Source organism: Gordonia sp. McavH-238-E, from assembly GCF_022348225.1.
Classification (GTDB): Bacteria; Actinomycetota; Actinomycetes; order Mycobacteriales; family Mycobacteriaceae; genus Gordonia; species Gordonia terrae.
Window position 1 is genome coordinate 39,488 of the sequence record NZ_JAKRFE010000022.1, and the last position, 21,548, is coordinate 61,035.

General features: G+C 67.1%; 28 protein-coding genes and 1 pseudogene. 6 read left to right on the plus strand and 23 right to left on the minus strand.

Going from position 1 to position 21,548, the window contains the following annotated elements; translation table 11 throughout:
• Positions 1 to 16 precede the first annotated feature (16 nt).
• Together MHN80_RS23615 and MHN80_RS23620 are read left to right on the plus strand one after the other, a co-directional pair.
• On the plus strand, positions 17 to 424 hold the full coding sequence (locus MHN80_RS23615) for a hypothetical protein (protein ID WP_239403900.1): 408 nt from the start codon (positions 17 to 19) through the stop codon (positions 422 to 424).
• 42 nt (positions 425 to 466) lie between these two features.
• On the plus strand, positions 467 to 727 hold the full coding sequence (locus MHN80_RS23620; RefSeq protein ID WP_239403901.1) for a non-hemolytic enterotoxin B: 261 nt from the start codon (positions 467 to 469) through the stop codon (positions 725 to 727).
• Positions 728 to 833: 106 nt separating this feature from the next.
• Here the strand turns inward: MHN80_RS23620 and MHN80_RS23625 are convergent, their stop codons facing one another.
• Genes MHN80_RS23625 through mobC form a run of 3 tightly spaced genes read right to left on the minus strand, consistent with a single transcriptional unit; the run spans position 834 to position 3,849 of the window.
• Positions 834 to 1,229 carry a hypothetical protein gene (locus MHN80_RS23625; protein ID WP_239403902.1) on the minus strand — a complete coding sequence of 132 codons (396 nt, stop codon included), beginning with the start codon at positions 1,227 to 1,229 and terminating at the stop codon, positions 834 to 836.
• A gap of 55 nt (positions 1,230 to 1,284) precedes the next feature.
• Positions 1,285 to 3,345 carry a relaxase/mobilization nuclease domain-containing protein gene (locus tag MHN80_RS23630; protein ID WP_239403903.1) on the minus strand — a complete coding sequence of 687 codons (2,061 nt, stop codon included), beginning with the start codon at positions 3,343 to 3,345 and terminating at the stop codon, positions 1,285 to 1,287.
• 6 nt (positions 3,346 to 3,351) lie between these two features.
• Entirely contained in the window at positions 3,352 to 3,849 is a 498-nt protein-coding gene (gene mobC, locus MHN80_RS23635; protein ID WP_239403904.1) for a plasmid mobilization relaxosome protein MobC, read from the minus strand.
• Positions 3,850 to 4,245: 396 nt separating this feature from the next.
• Between mobC and MHN80_RS23640 the strand changes: the two genes are divergently transcribed.
• Complete coding sequence (locus tag MHN80_RS23640; protein WP_239403905.1) at positions 4,246 to 6,213, plus strand: SIR2 family protein; 1,968 nt, start codon at positions 4,246 to 4,248, stop codon at positions 6,211 to 6,213.
• Positions 6,214 to 6,248: 35 nt separating this feature from the next.
• Here MHN80_RS23640 and MHN80_RS23645 read toward each other — a convergent pair whose 3' ends face one another.
• From MHN80_RS23645 to MHN80_RS23695, 11 genes are all read right to left on the minus strand, one after another.
• Positions 6,249 to 7,016 (minus strand): Fic family protein, encoded by a 768-nt coding sequence (locus MHN80_RS23645; protein ID WP_239403906.1) that lies wholly within the window; start codon positions 7,014 to 7,016, stop codon positions 6,249 to 6,251.
• 80 nt (positions 7,017 to 7,096) lie between these two features.
• Entirely contained in the window at positions 7,097 to 7,333 is a 237-nt protein-coding gene (locus tag MHN80_RS23650; protein WP_239403907.1) for a hypothetical protein, read from the minus strand.
• A gap of 47 nt (positions 7,334 to 7,380) precedes the next feature.
• Positions 7,381 to 7,581: a hypothetical protein gene (locus MHN80_RS23655; RefSeq protein WP_239403908.1), complete on the minus strand. Its 201-nt coding sequence runs from the start codon at positions 7,579 to 7,581 to the stop codon at positions 7,381 to 7,383.
• A gap of 42 nt (positions 7,582 to 7,623) precedes the next feature.
• Positions 7,624 to 7,818: a hypothetical protein gene (locus tag MHN80_RS23660; RefSeq protein WP_239403909.1), complete on the minus strand. Its 195-nt coding sequence runs from the start codon at positions 7,816 to 7,818 to the stop codon at positions 7,624 to 7,626.
• Complete coding sequence (locus MHN80_RS23665) at positions 7,818 to 8,168, minus strand: hypothetical protein (protein ID WP_239403910.1); 351 nt, start codon at positions 8,166 to 8,168, stop codon at positions 7,818 to 7,820. The genes MHN80_RS23660 and MHN80_RS23665 overlap by 1 nt, the downstream gene beginning before the upstream one ends.
• A 41-nt stretch (positions 8,169 to 8,209) precedes the next feature.
• Positions 8,210 to 8,896: a hypothetical protein gene (locus MHN80_RS23670; RefSeq protein ID WP_239403911.1), complete on the minus strand. Its 687-nt coding sequence runs from the start codon at positions 8,894 to 8,896 to the stop codon at positions 8,210 to 8,212.
• Positions 8,897 to 8,924: 28 nt separating this feature from the next.
• Complete coding sequence (locus MHN80_RS23675) at positions 8,925 to 9,095, minus strand: hypothetical protein (protein ID WP_239403912.1); 171 nt, start codon at positions 9,093 to 9,095, stop codon at positions 8,925 to 8,927.
• A 20-nt stretch (positions 9,096 to 9,115) separates the two neighbouring features.
• Complete coding sequence (gene nrdH, locus MHN80_RS23680) at positions 9,116 to 9,358, minus strand: glutaredoxin-like protein NrdH (RefSeq protein ID WP_239403913.1); 243 nt, start codon at positions 9,356 to 9,358, stop codon at positions 9,116 to 9,118.
• 685 nt (positions 9,359 to 10,043) lie between these two features.
• Positions 10,044 to 11,054: a DUF3560 domain-containing protein gene (locus MHN80_RS23685; protein WP_239403914.1), complete on the minus strand. Its 1,011-nt coding sequence runs from the start codon at positions 11,052 to 11,054 to the stop codon at positions 10,044 to 10,046.
• A 42-nt stretch (positions 11,055 to 11,096) separates the two neighbouring features.
• Positions 11,097 to 11,534: a hypothetical protein gene (locus tag MHN80_RS23690; protein WP_239403915.1), complete on the minus strand. Its 438-nt coding sequence runs from the start codon at positions 11,532 to 11,534 to the stop codon at positions 11,097 to 11,099.
• A gap of 27 nt (positions 11,535 to 11,561) precedes the next feature.
• Positions 11,562 to 11,714 (minus strand): hypothetical protein, encoded by a 153-nt coding sequence (locus MHN80_RS23695; protein WP_239403916.1) that lies wholly within the window; start codon positions 11,712 to 11,714, stop codon positions 11,562 to 11,564.
• A gap of 433 nt (positions 11,715 to 12,147) precedes the next feature.
• Between MHN80_RS23695 and MHN80_RS23700 the strand changes: the two genes are divergently transcribed.
• Positions 12,148 to 12,939 (plus strand): hypothetical protein, encoded by a 792-nt coding sequence (locus tag MHN80_RS23700; RefSeq protein ID WP_239403917.1) that lies wholly within the window; start codon positions 12,148 to 12,150, stop codon positions 12,937 to 12,939.
• 7 nt (positions 12,940 to 12,946) lie between these two features.
• On the opposite strand, the gene MHN80_RS23705 is transcribed toward MHN80_RS23700, so the two are convergent.
• Together MHN80_RS23705 and MHN80_RS23710 are read right to left on the minus strand one after the other, a co-directional pair.
• Positions 12,947 to 13,204 (minus strand): hypothetical protein, encoded by a 258-nt coding sequence (locus MHN80_RS23705; protein WP_239403918.1) that lies wholly within the window; start codon positions 13,202 to 13,204, stop codon positions 12,947 to 12,949.
• A gap of 411 nt (positions 13,205 to 13,615) precedes the next feature.
• Entirely contained in the window at positions 13,616 to 14,551 is a 936-nt protein-coding gene (locus MHN80_RS23710) for an ArdC-like ssDNA-binding domain-containing protein (protein ID WP_239403919.1), read from the minus strand.
• A gap of 314 nt (positions 14,552 to 14,865) precedes the next feature.
• On the opposite strand from MHN80_RS23710, the gene MHN80_RS23715 reads away from it, so the two are divergent.
• Positions 14,866 to 15,252, plus strand: coding sequence for a hypothetical protein (locus MHN80_RS23715; RefSeq protein ID WP_239403920.1), 387 nt, complete (start codon positions 14,866 to 14,868; stop codon positions 15,250 to 15,252).
• A gap of 55 nt (positions 15,253 to 15,307) precedes the next feature.
• Here the strand turns inward: MHN80_RS23715 and MHN80_RS23720 are convergent, their stop codons facing one another.
• The 6 genes from MHN80_RS23720 to MHN80_RS23745 all read right to left on the minus strand — a co-directional run bounded on the left by MHN80_RS23720 (position 15,308) and on the right by MHN80_RS23745 (position 19,843).
• Entirely contained in the window at positions 15,308 to 15,679 is a 372-nt protein-coding gene (locus MHN80_RS23720) for a hypothetical protein (protein WP_239403921.1), read from the minus strand.
• Positions 15,680 to 16,060: 381 nt separating this feature from the next.
• Positions 16,061 to 16,420 (minus strand): hypothetical protein, encoded by a 360-nt coding sequence (locus MHN80_RS23725; protein ID WP_239403922.1) that lies wholly within the window; start codon positions 16,418 to 16,420, stop codon positions 16,061 to 16,063.
• Between the two features lie 86 nt (positions 16,421 to 16,506).
• Complete coding sequence (locus MHN80_RS23730) at positions 16,507 to 18,102, minus strand: ParB N-terminal domain-containing protein (RefSeq protein WP_239403923.1); 1,596 nt, start codon at positions 18,100 to 18,102, stop codon at positions 16,507 to 16,509.
• A gap of 99 nt (positions 18,103 to 18,201) precedes the next feature.
• Entirely contained in the window at positions 18,202 to 18,480 is a 279-nt protein-coding gene (locus MHN80_RS23735) for a hypothetical protein (RefSeq protein ID WP_239403924.1), read from the minus strand.
• A gap of 29 nt (positions 18,481 to 18,509) precedes the next feature.
• Positions 18,510 to 18,740, minus strand: a complete 231-nt coding sequence (locus MHN80_RS23740; RefSeq protein ID WP_239403925.1) for a hypothetical protein — start codon at positions 18,738 to 18,740, stop codon at positions 18,510 to 18,512.
• A gap of 656 nt (positions 18,741 to 19,396) precedes the next feature.
• Positions 19,397 to 19,843, minus strand: a complete 447-nt coding sequence (locus tag MHN80_RS23745) for a hypothetical protein (RefSeq protein WP_239403926.1) — start codon at positions 19,841 to 19,843, stop codon at positions 19,397 to 19,399.
• Between the two features lie 10 nt (positions 19,844 to 19,853).
• On the opposite strand from MHN80_RS23745, the gene MHN80_RS23750 reads away from it, so the two are divergent.
• Positions 19,854 to 20,837, plus strand: coding sequence for an LGFP repeat-containing protein (locus tag MHN80_RS23750; RefSeq protein ID WP_239403927.1), 984 nt, complete (start codon positions 19,854 to 19,856; stop codon positions 20,835 to 20,837).
• 298 nt (positions 20,838 to 21,135) lie between these two features.
• Here MHN80_RS23750 and MHN80_RS23755 read toward each other — a convergent pair.
• Positions 21,136 to 21,426, minus strand: a pseudogene (locus tag MHN80_RS23755) (IS3 family transposase); the annotation flags it as partial.
• Positions 21,427 to 21,548 lie beyond the last annotated feature (122 nt).

Consider the following 21,548-nt stretch of genomic DNA (forward strand, 5'->3'; position numbering starts at 1 on the left):
CCGAAAGGACAGTGCAGTGACCCAGTTCGATCCCAGTAACTTGCTCGCCGAAATCGAGGCCGACGATGCCGCCGAGGCGCAGGCGTTGGCCGAGCGGCAGCGCCGCCGTCGGGAAGCACTCGAACCCGCCGCGCGGCTGGCCGCCGAGATCGCGACCACGCGTGACCACTTCCTCGCCGAGGACCGCCAACGGTTGAGCCGGTTGGCCGAGTTGGTGAAGGAAGCCAAGAAAAACGGCGCACCCGCGGCCAAGCTCGACCAGCTCGACTTCGCGCCGCTGAACGCACAACCCCGCGGCGGGCGCACGCGTTCTGGAGCGTCTAAGCCCCGCGCACGCCGGGCAACGACCGCCGCGGAGAAGCCCGCCGAGCCCGCACAGGAAAGGAGTGAGCAGACAACGCCGCCAGTATCCATCGCCAGCTGACCCATCGACACCACAACCACCACTTACGACAGGAGACATCAAATGAAGCTCACCACGACCGCCAAACGCATCCTGGTCGGCAGCCTCGCCGCCGCCGCCCTCGCCGTAGGGGGCTCCACCCTCGCCGCTCCCGCAACGGCTCAACCACTGAGTCACTACAAGGACTGGGGAACCTTCGGACCCTTCAACGGCATCGTTGCGTGTGAGGCCGCCAGCGCCAGCAACGCCGCTTGGGTCAATGAACAACCGTGCTACCGGGGGCTCAACGGCACCTGGTACTACCGGGCACAGCTGGGAGCGTGAACTAGACCCACGATTCCCGGCCGGTGTCACCCGTATTCGGGTGACACCGGCCTTTGTGTTTGTGCGCGCCGATCGCCAACGACCTCCCGGCAAAGATCGGCGAAAACTACGGCTGGCCGCCGGCCAGCTGTCGGAGCTGCGCGTAGCGGCGTCCGCCGATCTCTGCCACGGTGACGAGAGCGGCTGCGCGACGGAAGTAGTGCTCGACGGTGTGCTCGCCCGGTACCGGAGTCCGGGCGGCGGTGAGCGCACCGCGCAGGATGGCCAGCAGCATGCGTAGCCGTGGTTGCTCGCGCACGAGCTGGGAGCGGTCACTGGCCGGTTCGATCATTTCCGCAAAGTCACCGGGCGCAGCGGCCACCTTGTCGAATGTGTTGAGGTCTCGGTCGAACGCCTCAAGCGGTTCGGGATCCAGACGCAACAGCGCATCGACGAGCTCCAGGAGTAGAACTTCCTGGACGGCCCGTGCAGGAACGGGCGACGGCGTTGGGTGAGTGGTCATAGCTTCGATCATGCCGGTGATTTCGCCACTCGCAACGCACAGGCAGCGACCCGGGTTACCGGCCGCGGCCGGCGTCGCGGTCCTCACCGTGTGTTCGTGGCCGCGCCGTCGTCGCCGTCGGACGTCCACCGCTAGTGCGCGCAGCAGCCACCGGTTCGCGTACCGGGGTGTAGGCGCGGCCGGCGAACTGGCGCTCTGTCGCTCCGACCGCGGCCCGAATCTGCGCAGCCTGGCGAGCGTGACCCTGCGCGGCCATGGCGTCGCTGATCGCCGCGCTGGTGGCCAGGACCTGCTTCATCACGGCGAGCCACAACAAGGTGGTGTCGTCACGGTTGGCGGCCAGCATGGTCGCCGCGACCCGCCGCGCAGACGTGCGGCTGCGCGCCGCCGGTGCGCGGGTCGGGCGACGGTGCCCCGACACCGAACTCAGCGAGTCCGCGAGTCGGTTGAGGTGCGCGGCATCGGCGGGGCTGGCGGTGCGCGCAGCAGCGCCGACGGCAGCCGCGGTGTCGGCGGCCGCGGAGTGCCAGCCGCGTGAGGTCTTGTCGCTGACACCGGTCACGGTGCGTTCCCATCGGCGCGCATCCTCGTGCGCACCGCGCGCAGCATCCGGGTCGGGCTGCTGCGTGCTTGCGGTGTCGTTGCGTGTGCGCGCCCAGGCCGCGGCCGCCAACTTTCGATGGCTCTCGCCCTCGGGCCATCGGCCGCGCAAGTCTTTGAGCGCGAGACCGTCGCCGAGGTAGCTGGCGTTGCGCCAGATCGGTTTCCCGTCGGCGTCAGCGGCGATGCTCGGGCGCAGCGCGACAACGTAGCCGGTGACTTCGGTGGTGGAGCCTTTGGCGAACCGTGGGCGCGCCAGCAGCTCGGGGTGGGCGCGCAATGCAGCCGCGTAGTCGGCCTCTGTCGCCGCCGCACGGGCGATCGGGGAGAGGAGGTCGCGCAGCCGCACCGACACGTCGACGTCGTCGCCGCGAGCGGGTGTGTCGCGTTCGGTGGTCGTCGTGTCGGCGGTGTGCTTCTGCCCACTCGAACGCGCATCGGAGTCGCGGCGGGTGTGTGTGCCGGGGGCACGTTCGTCGGCGTGATCCCACGCCGAGCGCGCATCCGCGCGGGACTTGTCGTCGTCGATCCAGCCCTCCCGTAGGCGGGGGAGGGAGAGGTCTTCGGCGAGCTTCTTGCCGCCGTGCATGACCGGCTGGCCGTGTTTGTTGGCGTACTCCGAGGCGGGCAGGCCGACGCTGAATCCGGTGACCGCGTTCGGGTCGGTTTTGTCGTAGCGGGCCGACCGGATCACCAAGCCGTCGGCGCGCACGAGGCGCACGAACTCGGCTTCGCTCTCCGCGGCCGCCGCCGCGACCCGGACACGGCGCGCCAGGATCACCGACGGCGCTTCAGCGATACGCGGCTCGGCACCGTCAGCGCCGCGGGTTGCGGCGTCTTGGGCGTGCGAGCGGCCGCGTGCGGCCATGTTCTTGGTGTAGCTCGACAGCACTTCCATGCCGTACTTGGCTTCCAGATCCCGGGCGATGCGTTGTGCACGGGCGTAGTCGCCTTCATTGCCGCCGCGGGTCGGGTGCGGTCGCCACTTGGCGACCACGCTGCCGTCATCGCGGACACGTGATGCGGCGATGTGGATGTGGTCGCCGCCGTTCTTGGTCACCCCGTGGCGGATGGCGACCCAACGTGCGTCGGCGGCGTCCGGGCCGTCGAAACCCATGCCCTGCATGAAGTCGTGCGCGATCGCCGACCACGTTGCGTCGTCGAGCGCGGCAGCATCTGGCGGAAGCGACAGCGAGCAGTGCCACACGTTTTCATCGCGGGTCGCTTCGGCGATCGCGGCTTTGCCTGTGACGCCGCGTTCCTGGGCGGCTTTGAGGGCGGCGGTGTCGCGTCGGGTGACCTCGGTACCGAACACCACCCGCGCCTCATCGAGTGCATGACCCAGCTCGTACGCATGCTCGCGCTGCATCTCCGCGCCGGCACCGCCGGCGGCGAACACCGCCCGCGAGGACGCAGCAACCACATGCGGATTGGTGTGCTCGTTCGCCTTGCCCGGACCGGCCAGGTACATCACCAAACCCTGCATCCGTGCGCCCGACGAAATCGCCGGAATCATCGGCATCTAGACCGACCAGCCTTCGCCCTCGGCAGCGGTGATCGGACCACTCGGCGCGTCCCCCGCACCCTCGGCGGCGGGCTTGTTAGTCGCGGGAAACGACACCCCGAACACCTCGCCGAACGCATCTCGTACCCGAGCCGACGCCCGGTGCACCGCGTCCACCGCAGCCTCGAAATCGGCCGGCACCTCACGCTCGCTATTGGCGTGCCGAGCGATCTGGTTCATGTTCACCGCGATCCCCGACAGCAGATTGCGGATGTCGGTGGCCTCCTTCCACGCCGCGACTTTCTCGGCGTGATTGACCGGCGCACCACCGGCAGGGGACAGGGCGCCGGTGACCAGCAGCCGTTGGACCGTCATGCCGGCATCCTCGGCGCGGTTGCGCAGCTCGGCGTCCTCGACCGGGCTCACCTTGACCACGATCCGCGCATCCCGCCCGCCCGGATGGTTGCGACGACGTCGACGACCGAACGCGCGGTGAGTGTTCTCTGACTCCGCCATCGCGTGGCCCTCTCTGTGCATCGTTCCCGGCATCCGCCGGTCAGCCCAGCGCAGCGACCCCACCCGTGGGACTACCGCACCGACGGCCGGTCTGTGCTCTCACCGTACCGACGACAGGGACGGTGAGCAAGGTTTAGGGCACCTAAACTATAACTTGCTCCCGCGAGGCGGGGTGCTTTTCGGTGTGAGCGCGCATGCGCGCGGGGGTACCGAGTCCACGCACAGCGTGGTCGTTATCGGCCGCTGGGACTGCGGCCCGCCGCCCCCAAGCTGGTGGCGAAACGTCGGCTGGGGACAGCGGGAGGGTCTGCGGGTGGACGCCTGGCGCTCTCCGGCCGGCGGTGCACCCGGTCCCACCGAGGGTGTGGTGTCGCAGCGGACTCGTAGAGTGCTGCCATGACCGACTCCGCAGATGCCGGGATCGACGATCCGTACCTCCCGCTGGCGTTCTCGATGCACTCCACTCCCGGCGCGTACGCGGTCCTCGCCGGCGCCGGTGTGTCGTTCGGTGCGGTACCGACCGCGTGGGAGATCGTGGTCGACCTCGCGCAGCGGGTCTGCCGCGTCCGGGGCGACGAAGCCACCGCGACGACCTTGACCGGGGACACCGTCGAGGACTGGTTCGCAGCCACCTTCAACAAGCCACTGACCTACGGCGGCATCCTCGCCGAAGTCGCGCCCGGGCAGCACGAACGCGGGGCAGTGCTCCGCGAGTTTTTCGAACCTGCTGATAGCAACGGTGCCCCGGTGTTACCGGAACCGACCGCCGCGCACCGGGCGATCGCGCGGCTGGTCGCCGACGGCACCGTGCGGGTGATCGTGACGATGAACTTCGACCATCTCTTCGAGGCCGCGCTGCGCGAGGTCGGCGTCGAACCGGTCGTCGTGGCCACGGACAGCGCCGCGCAAGGATTGCCACCACTGCACACCGTGGAGTGCTGCGTGGTGCACCTGCACGGCAGCTACCGCGACGCCAGCTCCATGCTGAACACCGACGACGAACTCGGCACCTACAAGCCCCACATGCACGCGCTGCTGCGCGACATCGTGGGCTCCCACGGACTCCTGATCGCCGGATGGTCCGCGCAATGGGACCACGCCCTGCGCGACACACTGCGCGGCAATTACCGGCCCTTCTACACTTCCGCGTGGATCAACCCGAGCCCACTGAAAGGTGAAGCGCGCGAGGTCGCGGCCGCACTCGGTGCGCGCGCCTTCGAAGCGACCGCCGACGAAGCATTCACCCGACTAGCCGACGCGGTGGCCGCGATGCGCACCCGCCAGGCACGCCACCCACTGACCGCCGCGGTGATCGTCGAGCGCATCAAACGCGATCTCGCCGGCGACCACCCAGCCATCACCGCACACGACACCTTCACCGCCGAAGCTGCCCGAGTGGAAACCCTGCCCGCGCTCAACCTCACCAACTTCAACACCGTTGACCGCGACCACTACGCCAAGCTGGTCGCCGAGATCGACGAGGGATGCACGGTCACCGTCGCCGCGGTGGCGACCCTCGCCCGGTGGGGCACCGCAGCCACCGACCACTGGTGGCTACCGCTCATCGAACAATGGGCACACACCATCCGCGCCAACGGACAAACAGTGCTTCTCGAACTACCCCTACTGGTCGCCACACGCTTTGTCTACGCCGCCGCGCTCGGCGCGGTCGCCGGCAACCGCTACGAAACCCTCGCCCGCATCATCGCCGTGCCCGCGGTCGGCGACCACCGGAACTTGTCGCTCCTGGACCTCACTGACTTCGATCGCCAGCACGCAGAATTGCCCGCTGCGACGAACCGCGCGAGCAGAGACCGGTTCGCGGCCACCGTGCGCGACGCGCTGAGCATCAGCACCACACAGTTCGACACCGTGTGGCAACAGTTCGAAACCGTGCGCATCACCGGTCAGATCATGACCTCACCCAACTTCGCACTCGCCGTGGAACAGGCCGCGGGCGCGGTGCGGGAAGAACGCACCCAGCGTGTCGCCGAGGCGAACAACCCAGCCCACCGACGGGAGCGAATTGCCCGGCGCGACGAAGCGCTGCGCGCACTCGCCACGACCGCATCCAGCTACGCCCCGCACGTCCTGATGATCCACACCATGCACGAGGACCTCACTCACGGCCGGGATCGGTGGATCAGCCCTGTCGCCCAACGCCTCATCGAACGCCCCGACCGCGACCTCATCAACGCGCTGGCAGGCATCCTCCCAAAGGACCTGTCTGCGCTCGACCGTGAGGAGTACGCGGCGGTCGCCCTGCGAGCGTCGGCCACATATCTCGACCAGTACGCCTCCCAGGTGAACCTGCGTCATCTCGGATGGCAGGCAACGGAAAGGTGGCTCGACGACACCGAGTGACGCTCTAGACGCGACATGCGCGCCGCGCAGATGGGTCAGCGCTCAAACCCGCTCTCGGGCGTTCGCCCGGTGGCCGAGCGGCCAGCAGACCGACGGTAGCCCGCCTGCGTGGCGCGGCCAGTCGGTGACACCCGGGATGTGCCGCGGGTGGCGATGCGCGCGGCGCGCTCAGCGGCACTCGGTTGCTGTCGTGTGAGAGGTTCGGCGATCCGCGCGAACACCGGGACCATACTGTCGGGTACGGGATCGAACGTGCCGCGGTCGGGGTGGGAGAGCATGGCGGCGTTGACCCACTGTTGCGGTGTGATGCGGCCGTAGTCGAGGCGGTAGCCGGCATCGGCGGCGAGTTGGGACATGAACACCTTGGCGGCGCGGCCGTTGCCTTCGCGGTAGGGGTGGCTCATGTTGATTGAGGCGTAGACGGTGGCGGCCTCGACAGCGAACCCGCCGTGGTCCAGGCCGGTCCAGTCGACGGCGGCGATGTGGTCGCGGGCGTGATCGAGGTAGCGGCCGATCTGGTTCGGGTCAGCGAACGGCAGACCGTCTTTGCTCAACGGATAGGTGCGCGGTACGCCGGCCCACTCGTAGATCGGGGAGAACAACGCGGCGTGGATGGTGTGCAGGTGCTCGGCGTCATAGGTAGGGGCGATCGGGATACGTCCATCGGCGATCATCGCTTCGCGGTGAAAGGCGATCGTGTACTCAGCCGCGGCGAGCGCGTCGCCGTCGGTGAGGCCGAGTTTGTTGGCCAACACGGTCGTGCCGGGGATGAACGTGGCGTCCCAGTCATCCTGTGCGGTCACTCACCCTCACCTTCCAGACACGACGACGGCACCACCTCGACGAGGCGGTGCCGTCGCGAAACAAGTACGCGGGGTGTGTGTCAGCCGAGGGCGTGTGCCGCTTGTGTGCCTGTCGCCATGGCGACGGCTTCGGCGATGACTTCGGCGTCGGTCAGTTCGCCGCGCGCCGAGCGGGTGACCAGGTCGATGTCGGCGCGTTGCGGGTCCCAGCCCTCGAGGACGTTGTTGTCGATTGCCTGCACGACACCACGGACCTGGGTGTCGGTGAGGCCGGCGAACAACTCCGGCCAGCGGGTGATCCATCGTGACTCGATCATCTCCGCACCTGCCTTTCCTGAATGTCTCGTCGTACACAGTTTACCGATCATCGGCGTGCTCGGGCCGATCGCGACCTAGACAGCTCGTCGCCCAGCTTCGCCAACTCTTCCTCGACAGACGTGTGCCCGCGCAGCACCCGGCGGGCGGCGGCGACATCGCCGTCGGTGGGCGGCATCCCGGCCATGATGTGGCCGGCGGTCGCCGCGGCCAGGACCTCGTCCTCGGTGCGGGCGTGCGGTGCAGTCATCGACTCTCTCCACGTTGGTGGGGGTGTTTCTTCGGCGCGTGATCAGAACAGGGCGATCTGGTCGCGGGCAGCGAGTTCGGCGGCACGGTGGTGGGCTTGGTCGACGGCGAGCTGTGCCGTGGCGACGGGGATCGCGAGTTCGTGGGCGATGTCGGTCCAGCTGCGGCCGTGCTCGCGCATGTCGGCAGCGAGGTCCTGAATCTCTCGGTCCTGGGCCTCGTGATCGTCGTCAGTCATCACGGCGTGCCTTTGCCGTTGTCGAAGCCGAGGTCGCGAAGGTGCTGAACATCGGGGATGCGAACCCGCGCAGCGAGGGAGCACTGGGCCGCTCCCGCAAGGAGCACCACAGTGCCGCACACCCACATCGTGGTGCTGCCGTTGTTGAGGGCGGCTGCGGTGGCACCGCATACGACGGTGATCACGGCCAAGGCCATCGCGACCCGTTGAAGTTGCCGTGCACGGGCCACAGCGGCCGCTGCGGTCTCGCGGTGACGAGGCCGGAAGTGGTCAACGCGCTGCCGCACTATCCCTGAGGCGAGGATCGCGACGGCCCCGACCGCGATGAGGATGGTGCCTGTCCATTCCATAGGTGTTCTCTCTCCTTCTGCGGTGGGCAGTGGACAGCGCGTCAGATACGGGCGAGGGTGTCGCGGATGGCCAGCCACCGGGTTTCGGCGGCCTGCTGGTGGCCGGTGAGGGCTGTCCAGTGGCCGGCGAGTTCGGCGGTGGGCCGCTCGGTGGTCACGTGGGTCATGCGGGCCAGTAGTGCGCGGAAGCCGCGGCGGTACCAGCCGTCGATGAGGGCGGCGGCGAGGTGGGGCAGGTCGGCGCTGTCGGCGACGGGGCGGCCGTGACGCGGGGAGGCGATTTCGAGCATGACGCTGCGGGTACGGGTGGTGAGTCCTCGATCGGCAAAACGCGCATTGACCAGAACGGGTGTGGCGGGGCTACCTTCGTCGAGCAACGTCACGACGGTGTCGAACACGTCCTGATGCACGGCACTGAGGAACACCACACTGCCGGCGGGAAGAACTGTGGTGGTGGTGCCGGCGTCGCGGTCGGCGCGGGACCCGACTAGCGCCTCGACGACTTGGCGGGCCCGGGCCGGTGGTGCCCACAGCAGTGCGGTGAGCATGTCCAGTTCCAGGGCGAGTGTGTTGTCGACTTCTGCAGTGTCGTCACCGATGGTGCCGGTGAGGGTGAGGTCGTCTCCGGCGGTGACGGTTTCCAGTTCGGGCAGAGGTTCGATCGCGGTGGCCGGCGGCTGCGGCACATCGCAGGGTGCGACCTCGGGTTTGTCGGCCATGACGATCACCTGCTGTCTCCTTGTTCGTATCGGTGGGTTAGGCGACGTCGCTGCGGACGCCGGTGAGGTCTTCGTACGCCCACTGTTCGCATTGGGCGGCCAGCTCGGCGAGCTCGTCGCCATAGCGGGGATCGCCGTCGGCGTAGGCCCGTTCGGACTTCGCCCAGTAGGCCACAGCACGCTGCGCATAGTCGGTGGTGTTGGTCATGACGAGGAGTCCTGTTCTCTTCACGCGGCGGCCGCGAGCGCCTTGACCCGGTCGGGGCGGAATCCGGACCAATGCTGTTCTCCGGCAACGATTACGGGGGCTTGCAGGTAGCCCAAACTCATCACGTAGTCACGTGCGGCGTCGTCGGTGCTGATGTCGACCACCTGATAGGTCAGGCCCTGCTTGTCGAGGGCTTTGTAGGTGGCGTGGCACTGCACGCAGGCGGGCTTGGTGTAGACGGTGATCGTGGTGTTCTCGCTCATGGTGTCGGCCCTTCTCTGGTGTCGTCGCGAGTGCTGGTCTGTGTGTCCATTGTATCGCGTATTGCGTTGTCGTGCAACTGTTTTCGATGTTCGCAGACTCTTTTCAGGGTGTCTGGTGGTGGTGCTTTTCCTGATACTTGCCGCCCATTCGCCCAGGCGGGGGGTGTCAATGGAGTGCAGGGAAGAAGTCGCCGCGAAGTCAGCGGCGCCGAGCGGGAGCGAGGCAGAGCGCGTGGCGAGTTGTTGCCGAAACGGATTTGACGCGGTCCGGTTGGGCGCCATGACAATTCGGCAGGTCAGGCGAAGCCCCGGTAGGTAAGCGGAGAGAGCAACGCATCCACGACGAGAACGGTTGATGCTGTTGCGGTGTCGACAACGTGGCGGGGCCACCGAGAGGGGGGAGGGGAGACGGTGAGCAGAGCTTGGGGTCGGCCGCCGTCTCCCCTCCGGGGGAGCCTCATCTCTCGGTGTGACAACCATGAGAATGAATGCTCGGCCACGATAGCAAACTTATGGTTTGCTATCTACCCATCTGTGTGGGGTGGTGCGTGCTGGACAGGGCGCGCGGCAGCCAGGCTGCCGACCTGCTGGTGTGCGGTGGGCGCGGAGCGCCCTGCGGTGGTTCGGGTTCGATGCCCGAAACACCGGACCCGCCCCGCCTGCGCGGGGTGGGTCCGGTCGCGGGTCAGGCCATGGCCGCGTCCTCTGTGGTGGCGGTGGTCGCGTTCTGGGGGCGGTGGCCTTGGAGTTCGGGGTAGGGCACGGTGTGGCGGATCATGCGGCCGCCGAACGGTGCCGGGGTTTGGACGCTGACGGTCTTTGTGTTGGTGCGTAGTACGGGCGTCCAGCCGTGGTGTCGGATCTTGACGAGGTCACCGGCGGTGATGGTGTCGGGGCTGTAATCGCCGGCCTGTCCGTCGGCGATCTGGGTGGCGCGGATGCCCTGCCAGTAGGTGATGTTCGCGGCCCGTTCGGCCATGCGGGCGATGATTCGTTCGCGGTACTCGCCGGTCGCGGCGGTGGTTTCCTCGGTGTGTTTGACGCCTCGGGCGTCGGTGAACAGGGTTCGGGTGTGCCCGTCGAGGGCGCGTTGATCGGCGCGCTGCTCGGCTTCGAGTTTCTGGATCCGGTTCGCCACGGTGACCGGGCTGTAGCGCTGTTCGGTTGTTCGGGCGGCGGATTCGGCGCGGTGGGCGGCGTGGTCGGCGTCGCGGTCGGCGGCTACGGCTTTGCCGAGGGTGTTGTGGGCGCGATCGATCGCGCGGCGGTGCCGGGCTTCGCTGTGGTGTCCGACCTTGATCGGCTCGCCGCCTGGGGGGAGTGCTGCGGCGGCCCGTTGCTCGGCGGTCCATGCGGCCTCGGCGTCGGCGGCGCGGCGGTGGGCCTTGTTCTCGAGTGCGGCGACCCGGTCGGCTTGGCGGGCGGCGCGGTCGGCTTCGGCTTGGGCGGGGTCGCGGTGGGTGCGGTCGATCTCGACGGTGACGGTGTGGCCGGCGGCGGTGAGAGCGCGGGCGGCGCGGCTGATCTTGTGTTCGTTGGGCTGGCGGTCACGGCTGGCCTGAATGCCCATCAGGCCGAGGGAACGGAACCAGTGAAAACCGTTCGCCTTCAACAGTTCGTAGGTGCCGTCACCGCGAACCATGCCGTCGGCGAGGGTGCCGTCGGCGGCGGTGTGGGTGATCGTGATTTCAGTCATGGGTTCGGGTCCTCTCCTCGGTGGGCGTTGGGTGGGGTGTGGTCAGCGGTGCAGGGCGAAGTCATGGACTTTCACCTGTCGGGGGGCGTCGATGCCGTCCAGGTCGGGCAGGGTGGCGGTGCGGTGTCCGGCGGCGTGGCGGCCGGTGAGGGTGAAACCGTGCTCACCGGGGGTGACCATGGCGAGGTACCAGCTGGTACCCATCGGGCTACCGAGCAGGCCGGGCACGTACTGGGTGCGTGACGTGCCGGTGTGGGCGTTGACGGTGGTCACTTCGGTTGCCCATGTCACCGACACGAGCGCGAACAGCGGGCCGTCGAGGTCGGTGACCGGCTCACTGGTGCCGGCGGTGAGTGGTTCGACCGGAGTGCCGGGGTCGGGGTGTCCGGGGAAGGCGTCAACGCGGCCGATGACACGGGCGCGGGTGCCGTCGCTGAGGGTCGTGGGGATGGTGGTCAGTGCGGCGCGGCTGGTGGTCATGATGTGCTCCTTCGCGTGTGGGGGTGGTCAGTGGTGGGCGCGGAGGTCGCGGCGGGCGGCGGCGCGGTCCTGGCGGTTGGCTTGGCGCTTGGCGGTGCGGATGGTGTGGCGGTTCTGGTGTGCGCGACTGGTGGTGGTGAACACGTCGCGCTGGGTGCCGTTGCGGGTCGGGCGTGCCATCGTGGGTTCCTCCTGCGGCCGGGTGGTTTGTTTGACACCTGCCATCTCGTCGCCGGCGGGAGGTCGGTGCAAGGGTGTTCACAGCGAAAAAGTCATCCGGGGCGCAGCCCTGCAAACCCGTAGGGCGGATTAGTTTTTCGCGGCCCTTGTCGCCGGGCCGACCAGAGGTACGAGAATGGAAGGGGGCAACAAACCCCTGCCCGTGCGGCGCTGCCGCACACTTCCGGTCGGGGCGAAGCCCCGGTCCTTTCAGAGTGTCGGCGCAGCCGACAGGAAAGCTCCGCACTGCCGTACTGCCAGCAGTACGGCTTGACGCGACCACACCGGACGCACGAGGCAGGCGGGGTGATTGTGCGGGAGCGACGCGGGTCCGGGAGGGCTTGGTGTCGCGGCAGCACTAGTGGTCCCGGGTTGTCTTCGTCATACTTTCCGCATGTCGCTTACCTGGGGAGATTGGCTACGTTTCATTGTGACGCCTTTGGTGGTCGCCGGAATTACAGCTATTGTTGCAGCTCGCAACGCAAAGAAGACACCACACGAGCGTCTAAAGAATCTGGTAGATATTCGCAAGAATATGCCCGTTTACCTCGATTCAAGAAACGTTGTCGAGAGCGCAATTGCTCGGGAGCTTGTAGACTTCGACCGGCGGCTGGCGGCGGATCAACGAGGGTTCTGGGCGGGCGCGCGCGAGCGAGTCGCGCAATTTGAATGGCCGTTGGTATCGCTAGTAGCAGCAGCCGTTTTCAGCGTGGGGACGCTCATAGCAGCACTAGTAGACCCCGGTTGGCGGGTCGTTGCTGTCACGGCACTGACATTCCTCGCAGTTTCGGTTGCCATTTTTCTGGCGGCGCGAATCGCATTCAAGGCTGAGCGCCTCGGCTTGAGTCGCGATCGTGCGTCGGCGGAGATATCGGCCCATTTCCCGCGAGAGTTCATGCAGGAAGTGGGAAAGAATGGAATTATGCTAGCGCAGCGGGCCAACTACCTGTTTAGCGTTGCGGAAAAGCTGACAGACATGGGGGTGTTTGAGCGAGAAGTCGCGGTAGAAAACTCTGATGAACCTAGTCTCCAGGTTGAGAGGTTCACTCTGACACCGTTCGGCAGGAGGGTGTGGGATTGGACGTTGGCAGAGGCCGAACGGCAGCACGTCGCGAAATGGACCGATCTCGCCGGAGAGAACGGTGAGGGGGACGGCTGCCCCGGGCGCGGAGCGCCAGGGGCGTAGCCCCGGCCTACGCCGTGCCGTAGATGGGTGTAGTGGTGAGGATGAGGCATTCGCGGTTGTCGTCGTCGGCGACGATGATGGCGTGGCCCTGGGTGAGAAGTTCGGCGAGTCCGAGTGCCCACTCTGACATTTTGAGGTCGAGCATGTTGGCGATGTCGATGAGTGCTGGCGGGTTGTCGGTGCTGGCGCTGTCGAGGATGTTGGTGGCTCGGATGATTTCGCGGGCCGCTGGGGTGACGTCGATGTTGGTGATGGTCCAGGCCATGGTGACTCCTTCGATGGGGTTCGCGGGGTTGCGAACGTCGGAGTTGGTGGGACCGGGCGGGGTGGGCTGTCAACCCCGTAGAGCCCGTGTGCGCCGGAGGCCAGTTCGGTTGCGAGCGTAGCGAGTACGGGTTACCGGGCTGGTCGGAGCGTGTGGGCGTAGCGTAGCGGAGAACACACGGCAGCGTGCGGGTGTGGGTTGACAGGTCGGGTCCCGGGTCGGTCACGCTTGGTCGACGTGCGCGCTGCTGTGGTGACCACCCACCTGAGTAGGTCGTTGACTCCCGGTGGTGGCCGGTGCGGAGCGCAGCGCAGTCGCCGGCCACCACCGGATGATGTTGCGCGGCCGCCAGGCCGCTCCGCTGTGCCTCCCGGCCGGGGCCGCCAGGTGGGGCGGCCCCGGTACTCGGGGTTAGGCGGCGTCCTCGGTGAGGGTGTCGGGGTCGAGTGCTGCGGCGATCTGTCGGGCGGTGGCCAGCACGCGGGCGGCAGTGTCAGCGATGACGTCGGTGTTGCCTTCGGCCCATCCGGCGATATAGCCGATGCTGTAGTCACTGGTGTCGACTCCGAGCATACCGGCGGCGACGTAGGCGACGGATTCGGCTTCGACTTCGCAGCGGCCACGGTGGGCGATGTAGTCGGCGGTGTCGATGTCGGCGTGCATGAGGGCGTGGGCGGTCTCGTGCAGCACGGTCTTGGCGGCCTGGGCGTCGGTGAGATCGGCGGCGATGACGATACGGCGGGTTCCGTCGGTGGTGGTGTACCCGTTCGTGCCGGTCTCGGGGATCTGCTCGCGGCTGACGGTCCAGCCCTGGGCGGTGATGTAGTCGACGGTGCGGCTGTAGATGTCGGCGGGATCGTCACCGATGAGGGTGTGGGCGGGGCTGGCGAGGTCGACCCAGACCCGGGCCTTGGGGTTCTTCTTGCGCATCCAGTCGGTGACCTCGGTGATGGGGTCGGTCTGGGCGATGTCGAACACGGACAGGATCGGGTAGGTGGCGATCTTGCGTTCGGTGTCGTCGCCGGTCTCGGGGTCGGTGTCGGTGATCTTGCGGGAACTGAATCCGCGGATCCGGATCGCCTTTTCTCCCTTGTGGACGTGGCGTCCGAGTTCGAGCCATTTGTTGTATCCGGCGACTTGGGAGGCGTCGGGGCGTTGGGCGATGATCAGCAGCAGGTTGTTGAGGCTGTAGGCGTGGAACTTGGTGGCGTAGTCGAGGAACGCGGCCCATTCGTCGGTGCCGGTGAGTGCGGCGACCTTGTCGGTGATGGTCGCGTGCAGCTGCGCGGCTAGTTCGCGGCGTTCGGCGGCTCGCTGTCCGCGGCTGATGGTGGCGGTACGGGCCATGGTGGGTGCCTCCCTGCGGTGTGGGCCTCGGCGGGCCGGTGCTTTGCGTGACACCTGCCATGTCTTTGCCGGCGGGAGGTCGGGGCAAGGGTGTTCACAGTGAAAAAGTCATCCGGGGCGCAGCCCTGCAAACCCGTAGGGCGGATTAGTTTTTCGCGGCCCTTGTCGCCGTGCCGACCAGAGGTAAGAGACTGGTGGGGGTCAGCAAAGCAACCCCGATGCGGTTGGGTGGCGGCGTAGCCGCTTCCGATCAGGTGGCGGCGCAGCCGCCAGAGGCAGCACCGTCGGTGCTCGCGCCGGTTACCGTGACGGTTGTGGGTAGCCCAGCTGACGAATCGCTCGACGTCGACGACCACGAGTATCCGTTGTGCTCGTTCTGCGGTCGCGAGAGGCCGGTGTGGCTGCACGACTTGGACCCGGACAAGACGAGGTTCCGCAAGTACGGCAAGGGCCACATCCTGGGTAGTTGGTGGGCGCTGTGTCAGGTGTGCGAGGACGCCTATCAGTCCGGGGACGAGGACCGGGCGGTGGGACGCATGATGGTCCTCGACAGCGAGTGGAACATCGACTGGCACATGGCCGAACGCACCGGGACCACCTTCGATCTTGTGGAGAGCGTGCGCAAGCCGTTGCGGGTGTTCCGTGCGGCCGATCGTGGTCGGCGCCGCATTCGCCGGCGCGGGGACACCGATCATTCGTGACGGCCTAGACGTCGGGTCGGGGCCGCCGTGGCGGCGACCCCGACCCGCTGCCCGGTTAGGCGGTCCAGCGTCCTGGGGTGATCTGGCCTTCGAGTCCGCCGAGCTTGGCGGCGAAGGCGGCCGCATCGGCGAGGATGGGCCAGGGCTCGGTGAGTACCCGCTGCCAGCTGGCCCAGTCGGTGTCGTCGCCGGTGATGGTGGCGGCCAGGTCGGGGTGGCGGCTCTCGGCGATCATCGTGGCGAGCTCGCGGGCTGCCCCGGCCCGGCGGGCCGTGGTTCGGCCGGCGGCGATGAGGTGCAGGCCGGCGTCGTGGATGGGGTCGGCGGTCTCGGGGTTGGTGGCCACGAGGTCGGCGGCGGCCCAGAGCAGATCGGCGACGCTGCCGACGGCGGCGGCGGTGTCGACGGTATGAGCGATGTAATCCATGAGGAGGTCCCTTCGTTGTGGTCCGGCCGGTGTGGCGGACGTCGAGAGACCTGGGGGACCGGCGGGGGTGGGCTGTCAACCCCGCAGAGCCAGGCGCGCCGGAAGCCACTTTCGGTTGCGAGCGCAGCGAGCGCGGGTTACCGAAAGTGGTTGGAGCGCACGGGCGGAGCGCAGCGGAGAACGGGCGGTAGCCGCCTGGCGTGGGTTGACGGCTCGGGGGTCCCCGTCGGTCACACTTGGTCGACGTGCGCGCGCAAAAAGGTGACCACCCACCTGACTGGGACTCTTCCCGGGTCGGTGGCGCAGCGCAGCGGAGCCACCGGGCCGGGACAACGCTGTGCGGCCGTCAGGTCGCTCCGCTATGTCCCGCGGGCTGGTCGGTCAACCGGTGCTCGTGCGGCAGGTTCGGCATTCCCACCGCCCGTTGATGAGGGCGCAGCTGCGGCGTTCCTCGCACAGCCAACAGGTCTGTCCGTACTTCTCCTGCTGACCGGCCTGGATCGCGAGGTGTTGCTCGGCAGCGGCGTCGATGCGTAGCTGTTCCTGGGCGCGGTAGGCCAGGGCGACGTCGTGATCGCGGGCGGTGTGGGCGGCGGCGGTCATCGGCTGGCCGCCGGGGTTGTAGCGCAGGAAGGTACCGAGGTCGCGGCGGCACTGCCCGCAGGGGTGGCCTTGGGTGTCGGTGGGGTTCGCGCAGCCGGGCAGGGCGCAGCGGGGGAACAGTTCGCCGGTAATGGTCACGATGGTTCCTCGAGGTGGCGGGTATGAGCGGGGCCGGGGCGGTGGGCCACGACCGTGAGAGGTCGCGGCCCACCGCTGAACGGGGTTTAGTCGAGTGGCACGTCGGCGGCGTCGGCGTCCCCGGCGATGACCTGCTCGACATCGGAGAGGGTGTAGCCGGTCACCTCGACCAGGAAGTGCAGGTAGCCAGCGCGGGCGCTGATCTGGCTGCCGCCGAGGTAGTGGCGGTCACCGATGTTGCGCCAGGCGTCTTTCCACATGTGCGCTTCCCGCGACGCGAGCGCGATGCCGAGTCCGATGATCTGGGCGCGGTCGGCGGTGGTGGCCTGCTCGATCAGGTCGGCGGGGTCACCGCCGAGGATCGTGGCCGCGATCTCGGCGGCGTTGCCCTGCATACTGTTCGCGCCAAACATGTCGTGATGGGCGCGCATCGAGGTCGCGAGGAACTTCGCGACCGTCGGGGCGCTGCCCTTCGGCAGGGTCTTGCGGGCCAGCCACGCGGTCAGCTTCTCGATCCGCACCTCGCGGGCGGTGAGGCTGGCGGTGTTGAGGACCCGCACCCGGCGACGTTCCTGCTTGCGGGCCTCCTTCTCGTCGTCGCTGAGGTCAGCGGTGGCCGTTGCGCTGCTCGGGGTGCTGTAGCCGTAGCCGTAGGGGCGCTCGGTGAATCCGAGATCGGCAGCAGCACTGCGCCGGACGAACCACGTGGTTGCGATCTCGCGGGTGACCTTTCGGGTGAGGGTGCGCGGATCGACCATGCCGTCCTCGGGCTGCGCGTCAGCGGCGCCCTCATCGATGAGGTCCCCGTCGATCACCTCCTCATCGACGGCGTTGCCGTCGGCATCGGTCCACTGTTCGGTCACGTCGGCCCACACGTAGGCCACGCGGTGATCGACCGGCACGTCCGCGATCGTCGCTGCCTTACCCTCGGCAGTCAGCAGCAGGTCGAGGCTGACGGCCTCGCTGTTGCTCGGCTGACGGGTCACCGCCGCGATCCCCTCGGCGGCGTAGGCGGCGACCTGGGCCAGCAGCTCGACCCGCTCGGCGGCGTTGTCGGTCAACTGCTTGGCCTGGTGCTCGAACCGTCCGCTGCGCGCGGCGTTGAGGAGCCACTGTTGCGCCTCGGGATCGTGGTCGTAGGCCGCCAATGTCGCGGACTGCTCCAGCGTCAACCCTGCGCCCTGGTCGAGCAGGTCCAGGGCGGTCGCGGACTTCGCGACCGCCAGGGTGGCGTCTACGTCCTTCTTCTTGGTGCGGGTGGCTTTGGCGATCTTGGTCGCCGACATCCCGGCGAGGGCGAGTTGTTCGATCGCGGCCACGCGGTCACGGGTGCGGAGTCCTTCGCGCTCGAAACTGGCCAGCTGCTCCACAATCCGATCGATGGTCAGCGCCTTGTCGTCGGCGTCGGACGCGACCGGCACGACGTAGACCGGGACGCTGGCGAGCGCGTTCTTACGCGCCGCCAGGGTCCGGCGCTGCCCGTCGCGCACCCGGACCTCGCCGTCGACCTCCACAGCGAGGATCGGCTGACGCACGCCGTCGCGGATCGAATCGACGAACTCGGCGGTGAGGGTGGCCTCGGCCTCGGTGCGAATGTTGGTGTCGATGACCAGATCGGCCGGGTTGAGGTGGCGCAGCTCGCCCGTCGCGGTGACGGTCTCGGTGGTGGTGTTGTGTGTCATGGGGTTTCTCCCTTACTGTGGTGGGTGAGACCCCGGCCAGCTAGACCCTGGCCGGGTTTTCTATTGCCCGCGTGCCGGATTGCGACGCGGAGGTCTTTTCTAGAGGTCGCCGAACTCTTCCCAATGGGCGATCGCGTCGGCGGCGGCGACGGCGGGGTCCAGGTCGTCGTTGTAGGCGTCTTTCCAGCCGAAATCGGGCAGGTCGCGGTGGCTGAATCCGTTGGTACGCCTACGGATCGCACGGTCAACTCCGTACATCCACACGGCGAACTCGCGGTCACCGTCGGCCTCGGTGATCCGATTCGGCTCGTGCGCGGCGATCTGCTCGGCGAAGGCCTCGACCTTGGCGGGGTCCTTGGTGGCGATCCAGGCGTTCATGTTCTGTGTCCTTTCGGCTGGTCAGTGGTCTAGTCGCGGGTGAAGGTGCGGCCTGCGCCGAGCTGGTCGATGCCGCAGCATTCGCAGAGCCAGTAGCCAGGCGGGTCGATGTCGTCAGCGGGGGTGAGGTAGCCGTGATCGGCCATGAACGCCACGACCTCGGCGGTGCTCTCGGTGTCAAGGGCGCTCATGTCTCCGTAGGCGACGGCGACCGCGCAGCTGGTGCACAGCTGGTAGGCGATGGTGGCGGCGCTGGTCATGGTGACCCCTCCCGTTGTGAGTGCTGGTTTGCGTTTGCACTGGCCATCTCTTTGCCGGAGGGAGTGGACTGCAAGGGAGGAAGTGAAAAAGTCATCCGGGGCGCAGCCCTGAAACCCGCAGGGCGGATTAGTTTTTCACGCCCTTGCGGGCCGCGACTGGAGGTAAGAGAATGCGGCAGGGCAACGCAAACCAACCCAGCCCGAAGGGCTTCAGAGCGCGGCGTAGCCGCTCCGATCAGGTGACGGCGCAGCCGGCAGACAGACCGCAACCGATGGGGCCGGGCGACCTCGCGTCGGGAGCTCGGGCACACCGGACGCGACCAGGCAGTCGGGGTGATTGTGCGGGAGCGACGCGGGCCGCGGGAGGGCCTGGTGCCGCGGCAGCACTGAATGATCCGTCAACAGGCTTAGCGTTGCCGTTGCCGTATTTTGTTATTTAACAACAACATTGATCGGAGTTGTTACCTAGGCGAATATCTTGCGAAGAATTCAGGCGTGTCATACGCTTCGCTTAATTGGGTCAAATCGTCCTCCGGATTTGAGAGTTAACCGGGCGGGTGGGGATTCCAAGAATGGCGTTGGCGCCGAATTGCAATGGCCGAACGTCCCTGTCGTGGTACCGCCATATTCCGCGAGATCAATCGCATTGCTCTGGATTAGAGGAGTTTGTCAACGATGCGTCTACCTGTACGAATAGCTGTTGGATGCGGCGCCTTGCTGTGTGTTGTGCACTCTGCCGTCGGTGTAGCCCATGCCGACGAGCCTGCGTCGTCGAGCTCATCAACGACGTCGGTGGCGCCGTCGAGTGTGGAGCGATCCTCACCGTCGGCTGAGCCGGAGTCGGAGGCGCCGCAGCCGACGGAGGAGCAGGCCCCGCCGGCCTCTGAGGAGGTCGAGACGCCGTCGGTGGTGCCGACGACCCCGCCGCCGTCTGAGCCGTCGGAGGGGGAGTCGAGCGTCCCTGCGCCGCCCAGTTCGTCCGAGGAGTCGTCGGAGGCTCCGTCGTCGTCAACCGCGGATGCGGAGGAATGCTCGAAGGGTGAGTCCGGGCGGCCGGCGACCGAGAAGTGGTCTCCGACTGAGGACCCGAAGGACACCGTCACGCCGGGCAAGATGCGTTCGGATTGCGAGAAGATCCCTGGTGACGGCAAGTTCTCCAAGGCCGACGCCGACAAGGCCGAGGTCATGGAAGCTCGCGTGGAGAAGCGCCAGATGACGGCCCGTGTGGCGGCTGGGTGCCAGGTGTACTGGCCGGCGCCGTACGAGGTGTGCGGCGTGATCCGCGACAAGTACAACTCGCTGGGAGGACCGAACAGCTTCTTGAAGTTCCCGATCAGCAACGAGATTACCAACCCCGGAAATACCGGTAAGCGCAGCGAATTCATGGTCGGGCCGATCTACTGGTCGGCTGCGCACGGTGCACACCCGGTGGTGAACAGCTTCATGACCAAGTGGGGCTCGAAGGGGTGGGAGTCAGGATTCCTTGGCTACCCGAAGACCGACGAGATCGTGAACCCCGATAACCAGGGTCGGCGTCAAGAGTTCGTGGGTGGGGCAATCTACTGGCATCCGACCCAGAATCCGCAGGCCGCCTCGATCGGAGGCGCGATCCGCACGAAGTGGAACGCTGTGGGCGCCGAGGGAGGGCCCATGGGGTACCCCACCTCAGACGAGGTAGCAGTCACGAAGTACAGCGGCCGCTACAACAACTTCTTCAACGGGACGGTGACCTGGTCACAGCAGACCGGCGCGCGGCAGATGTTCGGGGCCACTCGCGATCGGTGGGCGCAGGCCGGCAGAGAGGACGGGGCGTTCGGCTATCCCACCTCTGACGAGAAGGTCTCTTCCGACAACGTGGGCCACTACACCTACTTCGAGAACAAGGAAGCCATCTACTGGCACCCTGCCGTGGGAGCGTGGCCAGTCCCGGTGAAGATGCTGGCGCTGTGGAAGACCGTGCAGTACGAGCTCGGCAAGCTTGGTTACCCGTCTCAAGCCCCCGAAACACTCGAGGGTGGGATTCTTCGCCAAATCTTCCAGCATGGTTTCGCCGCGGTCGCACCCGACGGCAAAGCGATTATGTCTACACGCGAGTAGGGGAGCAAATACGTGAGAAAACTAATTCGCCGCTCAGTTTTGGTCATGACTGCGGCACTCGCAGTGGCATTGATCCCTGCGGAGGCGAATGCCGCTCCGCCACCGCCTGGGTACAAGTCGTGGGTGATCAATTCGGAAACTTGGAACAGCACAATCGCCGAGAACATCCCGATCCGGCATGGATACTACGACTCAGCCTTGGACCGCGGATTCGGCGAGGACAAGATGTACTTCAAGCACGCAGTATCGAACATGTCTATGGTGGGGACTGCTGCACGGATAGGTGACAGTTTGGGTGTCATGCCGCGGCAGCGGCGGTGTTGATCATTGCTTCGAACTCGACAGGCGTCAACCGACCGAGGCGGGCTTGCCGGCGCCGGCGGTGGTAGGTCCGTTCGATCCAGGTGACGATCGCGATCCGAAGCTGCTCGCGGGTGTCCCAGCGTTGGCGGTCGAGCACGTTGCGTTGCAGGAGTGCGAAGAAACTCTCCATCGCTGCGTTGTCCCCGCACGCTCCGACTTTGCCCATCGACCCCGTGAGTCCATGAGTGTTCAAGGCGTGTACGAATTTTCGCGATCGGAATTGGGCGCGTTCAATCGGTCGATGCAACACTGGGTTGTTGTAGCGAGTGTAGTTGTTCGCCAAAGACTTCGGCGGGAGTTTTCCATCCAAGGACTTTTCTAGGACGGTTGTTGAGGGTGTAGGCGATG